The following is an 8,040-nucleotide window of genomic DNA, read 5'->3' as shown; positions in this document are numbered from 1 at the left end:
TTAAACCTCTTTGTGATTAATTGATCTTTAATACAAAACGCACAAAGAGAAGGGATGGAGGAGTAAATGAGAAATGAAAATTGTAGGCGCGAAGCCTGCTCGCGTAAAATTGGCTATGGCTGTTAATAAATGCTTACCTGGGCATTAAAAAAGCGGTGTTAAAATTTAACACCGCTTTTCGCGTTAAGATGCGTTTAAAGCATTGGTTTTAGCACATCGTATAAAGCGTTAATGTGATCGTCTCTGTCGTTTAAAGCAGCAATATAGCGGTATTTTTTACCACCGGCTTCTTCAAAAATTTCGCGGTTTTCTTCTTCCAGCTCTTCGAGAGTTTCTAGGCAATCGGCGCTAAAAGCAGGGCTTAAAATAGCTACATCAGTAATGTTTTCACTAGGTAAGGATTCTAGTGTAGCGTCGGTGTAGGGTTTTAACCATTCAGCTTTACCAAAGCGGCTTTGAAACGTGCTAATTACTTTGTCTTTATCAAGGCCTAGCTTTTCAACCACTAATCGGGTTGTTTGCAAACATAGGCAGTGGTAAGGGTCGCCCCGGTCTAAAAACAGTTTTGGCATACCATGGTATGAAAAAACTAGCTTTTGCGGCATGCCGTTTTTTTCTAGATCTTCGCTGATACTGTTTGCTAATGAGTCAATGTATGTGGTGTTTTTGTGATAGCCATTTACAAAATGTAGCTCGGGCACCCAGCGCCATTTTTGCAACACTCTTGAAACAGCATCGAAGGTTGAACCTGTGGTAGGGCTTGAGTACTGCGGGTAAAGCGGCAATACAATAATACGCGTTAGGCCTTTATTGCGCAGCTCTTCAAGGCCTGCCTCTATTGACGGGTTACCATATCGCATAGCCATAACAACTTCGGTGTTGGTGTAGCCTTGCTCTTGCAAAAGTGCGTTTAATTTGTCGCGTTGGAGGCGCGTAATGTGTGTAAGCGGCGAGCCGTTTTCGGTCCAAATGCTTTTGTATAGTTTTGCTGAGCGCTTAGGGCGAATACGTAAAATTATGCCGTGAAGGATTATCATCCATACAAGGCGTGGAATTTCTACTATGCGAGGGTCAGATAAAAACTCACGTAAGTAAGTACGTAAAGCCGCAGGCGTTGGTGCGTCAGGACTGCCTAAATTGGTGAGTAAAATGCCTGTTTTTTGATTAAAACGCCCGTCGTGGGGATTGTCGGTGACAGCAGAAAATCGCGACACGGTGTGCTCCTTAAAGCAATGTTAAACTTAGACCTAAGTTAGCAGGTAATTGTTTGTAATAGTTTAGCTTATTTAAGGTGATTGTAACGAAAAAAACCACAATTTAGATCAATCATTTAGCGCTTTTAACCATAATTCTGAATGGGGTTGGCTTTTTAGCTTCGAGTTGCTGCAGTTTTTCAATAGATTTTTTACCAAACACATGGCCTTTTGGTAACAGCATAATACCGCTGTGGCTGTGTAATGTATGGCCTAAAATCATATTAGCTTTTAGCTCTTTGGCGCTGCATATAACAATAGAGCCGGCATTATTAAGTTGCTCGTTTAATTTACTGTGACTCGCTTCAAGCGCACGCACAATTTTAGGGTGGTAAAAGGTGCCGCTATAGAGTTTTATGCTTTCTAGCGCATCGCTGTGGCGCTCTTTATCTGTGGGGCTTTGGCTTTGTTCAAAGGCATCCCAATAATCGCGGGCAACGCTGAGCACCATAGCGCCAATGGGTATTTCGTTTCCTGCTAAGCCTTTTGGTAAACCATTGCCGTTAAAGCGCTCATATTGATGATAAATTGCATCGGATACATCGTGTAAATGTATAGCAGGCATTAGCATAAGCTGTGCCGTGCTAGGGTGTGTGTAATAGGCTTTACGCTGTTGCTCGCTTAGGCGGCTCACAGGTTTTTCGTAGAGTGCAGGGTCCATTGCCAGCAAACCTATTTGGGCTAGATAACCTGCCATGGGGGCTAGCTCAATACTTGTTTTTGATAGGTTTAAATACAGTGCTATTTGAGTACAGGTGTCGGCAATTTTTTGTGCTTTGTTACCATCTAAGTAGGGGTTTGCATTTATAAAATTGTAGAGTAGCTCTACGGTCGCTTTATGCTCGTTTTTTTCGCGCTCATTGGCTTCTTCTAATTGCTTAAGTACCTGCTTGATCTGTAGGGTGCGTTTTTCTACACGCAACTCTAGCGAATTATTAAGTTCTAAAAGTGCTTTATTTTGCTGCTTTATTTTTATCTCAAGCTGCTTGTTGTGTTTTTTTAATTGAAATTTTTCGATGCTGTCGTTTATGCTGCGTAACAGCATATCGTTTTGCCAAGGCTTTTGTATGTATCCATTTATTTGCGCTAGGTTAACAGCAGCGAGTGTGGTTTCTATTTCGGCGTAGCCCGTTAATAGAATACGTTGTGTTTCGGGCGCTATGGTACGGGCCTTTTCTAAAAACTGTGCCCCATTCATGTTGGGCATTTTCATGTCGCTAATGATTAAGCTAAATTCGTGATTCTTCAATAGGTCGAGTGCTTGCAAAGGGCTTTTACAGATCTTAAAGCTAAAACCATTATTTTTTAATAAGGCTGTCAGTGAACGCAGAACAATGTCGTCGTCATCAACACAAAGTACATCTACGGCAGTGATTGAATGTTCAGAGTCTGCTTGTTTGATCATAAAACTACCTTTTAAAATAATAAGCATAGTCTAAAAATGGCGGCTGGTTTGCATAATTACGTTGGGCAAACTAAATGTTATACATGGATGCGTATTTATGGAGTGAATATAATGAGTATGGTAACTCAAGACTATAAACAGGCTTTTTTAGATGAACAAAAAAAGCGTGTTGCGGCAGAGCAGCTGCTTGCCGATAAAAGTCAGTTATTAGCAGTGTTAAATGGCGAGCTGAGTAAAAACGTTGCTGAATTAGCCTTGTATCAGCAAATGTTTGTTCAAGCCGACAAAATGGCCAGTGTGGGGGTTTTGTCAAATAGCATTGCGCATGAAATAAATAATCCGCTCTCGTACGTATTAAGTAATATAGAAAGCCTGCAATATGTAAGCCCTCTCTTATCTAAGTCTCTTTACTATAACGAGCAGTTTTTAACTGGCCAATTAAATGTTGGGCAATATAAAAGTATGTTGGTTGATTTAAAAAAACAGTACGCTTTGGTCTGGAGCGGACACGAAATTAACTCTCAGTTAAATGAAAGCTTAGAAAATTTAAAGCATATAAAGCAAACCGTGCATAACTTATTGAACCTTAGCCAGTTTTCAAGCAACCATACAAAGCAGTACATAGAGGTTGATCAGGTGGCACGCTCTGCGCTTGCTGTTTTGCAGGGGCAGCTTAAATACTGCGAAATAAAAACCAACTTTGAGCAAGTTCCAGTTATTTGGGGGGAGTTGTCGTCTGTTCATCAAATTTTTGTAGAGCTTTTATTAAATGCTCAGCAAGCGTGCGAGCATGAATTAGAAAAAGGCACCATTATTGAGGTCAGTGTCATCGAGCAAAACGAGGGCGTTTGTATAAAAGTAAAGGATAATGGCTGCGGCATGGATGAACACACAAAAGCGAACCTTTGTAAGCCTTTTTTCACTACGCATAAATCAGAACACGCGTTAGGAATAGGTATGAGCGTTGTTAACTTTATTTTGCAAGATCACAGTGGAAAATTCGAAGTTAACAGCACTTTAGGAACAGGTACTACCATTTGTTGCTGGTTACCGATAAAAGAACAAGAATATTCAGCAATGCTGTTGTAAATAAAGTGTTAACCTTAGTGGGTGTTGAAATTAAAATTCTAAAAAGAACATATTTTGTACTGGTTTAAGTGATATTTTTTCTATTTAACTTTTTTTTGCATAGTTAGACCTATTATTTAGTTTTTTTCATTTCTTTTTGATTGCATATGTTGCTAGGATGTTCATCAAGGCAATGCGTTACATTGCTATAACAAATATTAAAGAACACACTAAACAGGGTCCTCACCATGTCAACATATCGTTTAAATACATTAGCTGCCGCTGTAGCGTTTGCTGTAAGCGCGCCAAGCTTTGTAAGCGCTGAAGAAGCGCCTGTACAGGCTCAGCAAAACATAGAACAAATATCTGTATTAGGGTCGCGCGTATCTAACCGTACCTCTACTGAGTCTTCGTCACCGATTGATTTAATAGACGCTGATGATTTAAACAAAGGCGGCTTTACAGAACTTGGTCAAAGCTTGCAAGCCACTGCACCGTCATTTAATTTTTCTCGTACGCAGGTGTCTGATGGTTCAGATTTATTTAGACCTGCAACACTGCGCGGCTTACAACCCGATCAAACGTTAGTGTTAGTTAACGGTAAGCGCCGCCATAATCAATCTATTTTTGGCCTTAACGGCACGGTTGGTGCAGGCGCTGCAGGCACTGATATGAATGCTATTCCGCTAACAGCACTTAAAGGGGTAGAAGTGTTACGCGATGGCGCAGCAGCTAAATATGGCTCTGATGCAATTGCGGGTGTAATTAATTTATCACTTAATAATTCAACAGGTGTAACAACAGGTTACGTACAGTACGGCGGAACAAGTGAAGGCGATGGTGATACGATCTCAGCTGGCTTAAACCGAGGGTTTGAGCTTGGCAGCGAAGGCGGTTTTATTAATTTATCACTTGAGTATCGTGATGCCGATGGCACTAACCGTGCTGAGCGCGATACCGGCGGGTCGCTTAATGTTGAACCAGGCACCCTGAGTGAAGATGTACGCTGGGGGCAAGGTAACTCAGAAAGTGAATTTACTTCATTGTTTTACAACATGGCCTTACCTATGGGTGAGAGCGAATTGTATTCATTTGGTGGTTATTCTGAGCGCACAGCGCTGGGTAATGGCTTTTATCGTAACTTTAACGAAGCGTCTAAAAATGTAACGCAAGTATACAGCGATGGTTTTTTGCCTCGTATATATAACGAAGCTGAAGATATTTCTGTAGCGGTTGGTTTTAGAGGCGATATAAACCCAGATTGGGGATACGATGTATCGGCTGTGTATGGTGAAAACCAATACGATTTTACTTCACGTAATACGCTAAATGCTTCTTATGCGGCGGAATATGTATTTAATAACCCAGATGCAAGCGATGCCGATATAGCTACTAATGCAGGCCCAACCGGTGGTTATTCGGGGGGTTTTAGATTTGATCAAACAACAGTTAATGCTGATTTTAACGGTATAGTTGATATTGGCCGCAGCGAGCCATTATATGTAACCATTGGTGCAGAATACCGTAAAGAAAACTACGAAATAGTACCTGGTGATGAAGCCTCTTACGCATGTGGTTTGGCAAATATGGATACTTCGTACCCATCAGTAAACAACCCTGATCAATTTGCTGAGTGTGGTTTTCAGGCTTATAACGGTTTGCGCCCAGAGGCAACGAATAAAAGCGATAGAAACAGCTACGCGTTTTATGTAGACGTAGAAACTATGATCACCGATGCGTGGAACGTAAGTGGTGCACTGCGTTATGAAGATTTCTCAGACGCAGGTGATGACTTAATTGGTAAATTAGCGACACGTTATGAATTTAACGATGACTTTGCAGTGCGCGGTGCGGTATCTACTGGCTTTAGAGCACCATCGCTACAGCAAAGTGGGTACACAGCTTACACCACTAACTTAGGCTCTGATGGCACATTAACGCAATCATTTACAGCAAACACAGGAACTGCTTTTCCAAGTGCATTGGGTGTAGATAACCTAGAGCTTGAAACATCAACAAACTACAGCGCAGGTTTTGTTTACGATGTAACAAGCGAGCTGTCGTTAACGGTTGATTTTTATCGCGTAGAAATTAAAGACCGCATTACGTTAGGTAGCCTACTTTCTGCAAATGATGTGGCTTTTAGCGATGAAGCGGTTGCTGCCTTGCAAGCAACCGGCGCTGTGCAGGCGAACTATTTTTCAAACTCAGTAGATTCAACGACCCAAGGTGTTGATCTTATTGCATCTTACCGTACAGATGTAGAAGGCGGTAATTTTGGCGTAACCTTTGCGGGTAACTTAAACGACACTAAAATTGATAATGTAAATGCAGAAGAGGGCATACCTGAGTCGGTGGCGTTTGATGATTTACAACGCAGCTTTTTTACCGATGGGCAACCAGGCGAGCGTGCAACACTTACGTTTGACTACGAGCGTGATGCGTACCAAACAACACTTCGCTTTAACTACTTTGGCGAAACAGACGTTAAATACTTTGGTAATGACCATATTCCGCTACCAGGAGAGCTTTCGCCTACGGGGTCGTTTAAGCCAACAAGTACGGTTGAATCGGCTGTATTAGTAGACTTAAACGTTAGCTACCAAATTAACGAAATATTTAACGTATCTGTAGGGGCTGATAATATTTTTGATGAAACCCCAGATGAGCTAGGTGATGACGAAGTGCTTAACTTTATTACCAACGGCGCGTTTAAATACCCTGTACGTGCATTGCCTTACGGCTTTGACGGGCGTACTTACTATGCAAAAGTAAGCTTTGAATTTTAATTAATTGAGCTAAAACTATTTAACCTGAACTCTGGTTAAGAGATATACCAACATATTTTATTATGATGATATTTAAGCTTATTTCTCTAGCCAGAGGTTTTCAGTGAAAACAAGGCGAATTTACGCGTCAATAGCTAGCCTATTGCAAGTAAATTTAACGCAGTTAGCGCTGAAAATAGCTGCTAGAGATAGATTTATTATCCAGCGTTCAGGTTACTAAGCGCAGTGTTTTACTGCGCTTTTTTTATGCTTATTTATTATGAAAAAGAGCGTTAAAGCACTTGCAAGGTTGAAAATTAAGCATACAATCGCCACTTCTTAAAATGCTCACTAATGTTGGTGAGTATTTAACTTATAGGAACCAAAATGGCTACAAAATCGAAAAATAAGCCCGCTAATAATAGTGCGGTTGATACCGGACGAGGCGTTATTAATCATAATGCGCTGGCGGCGCTAGTAACCTCTAAAATGTTTAAACCTCAAGTGGTTAAAGCTAAAAAAGGCAAGGGCTCTTTTAAGCGCAAGAGCAAACACGTAGGACGAGAGTCTTATTTAATCGCGGCTTAAATAGCACCGATCAAATAAGACTTTTAACTACCTACTTTTTGCCAAGCATACGCTTTAGGGTGTTATCTTTATCAATAATATGATGTTTTAAAGCACCTATAATGTGTAACCCAAGCGCCACTAAAAGCGCATTGGCTGTAATACCGTGAATGGATTTACCTAACTCTGCCAAGCCTTGATTAAATGCAAGGCTTCTTTGTGGGTTTTCTGGGTTAGGGTTGTGCGGTATAAGCTCTAGCCCAAACACTTCTACACCATGCCCACCAAAACCCGACATAATTAGCCCCGAAATAGGCATAAGTAACATGCTAATTATAAGCACGTAATGCACAATTTTAGCTAACACTTGCTCATAATTTGGGTGTTTAACGTTGTGCTTTGGCCAGCCATTCATAATGCGCCATGTTACTCTTAGTAATGCAAAAGCAAGTAGTATTACGCCAAATGATTTGTGCCAACTCATTAGAAAAAACGCTTTAAAGTTTTCGATATACAGGCCTGAGCCTAATAACCCAATAATTAAAATAGCAACAATCCAATGCAGGCTTATGGTGGTTTTGCTTAACGTACTTGTTGTATCTTTTGTAAGTTTCATTGTGGTTATTCCTAACTTAAAAAGTGGCGCTTAGTCGCGATACAGTTGAGTAATCAACATTAATGCGGCTAGCTTAAACTATAGAAGGTTAAAGTAGGGTTAACGACACTTATTTTTTAAATTTAAAAGGATATAACCCATAACATGAAGTGAAAGTTGTAGGCGCTACGCTTGTTCGCGCGAGGTGATAGTTACTTCTCTAAAAGCGAAGCGCCTCTTAACCTCTTTGTGATTTATTGATCTTTAATACAAAAATGCACAAAGAGAAAGGATAGAGGAGTAAATGAGAGGTGAAAATTGTAGACGTTGAGCTTGCTCACGTTAGAAGCGCAGCTTCTCATTAATTCCACCACCGAGGATGCG

At 40.8% G+C, this 8,040-nt stretch carries 6 protein-coding genes; 3 read left to right on the top strand and 3 right to left on the bottom strand.

Features of this window, described 5'->3' with window-relative positions; translation table 11 throughout:
* Positions 1–194: 194 nt before the first annotated feature.
* On the bottom strand, positions 195–1,214 hold the full coding sequence (gene hemH / locus AABI99_RS17035; RefSeq protein WP_338367308.1) for a ferrochelatase: 1,020 nt from the start codon (positions 1,212–1,214) through the stop codon (positions 195–197).
* 112 nt (positions 1,215–1,326) lie between these two features.
* Positions 1,327–2,658, bottom strand: coding sequence for an HD domain-containing phosphohydrolase (locus tag AABI99_RS17030; protein WP_338367306.1), 1,332 nt, complete (start codon positions 2,656–2,658; stop codon positions 1,327–1,329).
* A gap of 111 nt (positions 2,659–2,769) precedes the next feature.
* Between AABI99_RS17030 and AABI99_RS17025 the strand changes: the two genes are divergently transcribed.
* The 3 genes from AABI99_RS17025 (at position 2,770) to AABI99_RS17015 (ending at position 7,082) form a co-directional block, all read left to right on the top strand.
* Positions 2,770–3,747 (top strand): ATP-binding protein, encoded by a 978-nt coding sequence (locus AABI99_RS17025; protein ID WP_338367304.1) that lies wholly within the window; start codon positions 2,770–2,772, stop codon positions 3,745–3,747.
* 227 nt (positions 3,748–3,974) lie between these two features.
* The gene (locus AABI99_RS17020; protein ID WP_338367303.1) at positions 3,975–6,515 is read left to right on the top strand and encodes a TonB-dependent receptor; all 2,541 of its coding nucleotides are present in this window, start codon (positions 3,975–3,977) and stop codon (positions 6,513–6,515) included.
* Positions 6,516–6,881: 366 nt separating this feature from the next.
* Positions 6,882–7,082, top strand: a complete 201-nt coding sequence (locus AABI99_RS17015; protein ID WP_338367302.1) for a ribosome alternative rescue factor ArfA — start codon at positions 6,882–6,884, stop codon at positions 7,080–7,082.
* Positions 7,083–7,113: 31 nt separating this feature from the next.
* On the opposite strand, the gene AABI99_RS17010 is transcribed toward AABI99_RS17015, so the two are convergent.
* A complete protein-coding gene (locus AABI99_RS17010) occupies positions 7,114–7,677 on the bottom strand; it encodes a cytochrome b (RefSeq protein WP_338367300.1) in 564 nt (187 codons plus the stop codon).
* Positions 7,678–8,040: the final 363 nt, after the last annotated feature.

The organism is uncultured Pseudoalteromonas sp. (genome assembly GCF_963922945.1).
Classification (GTDB): Bacteria; Pseudomonadota; Gammaproteobacteria; order Enterobacterales; family Alteromonadaceae; genus Pseudoalteromonas.
The sequence above is the reverse complement of the archived record's forward strand: the minus strand, read 5'-3'. Positions and strand labels throughout refer to the sequence as shown.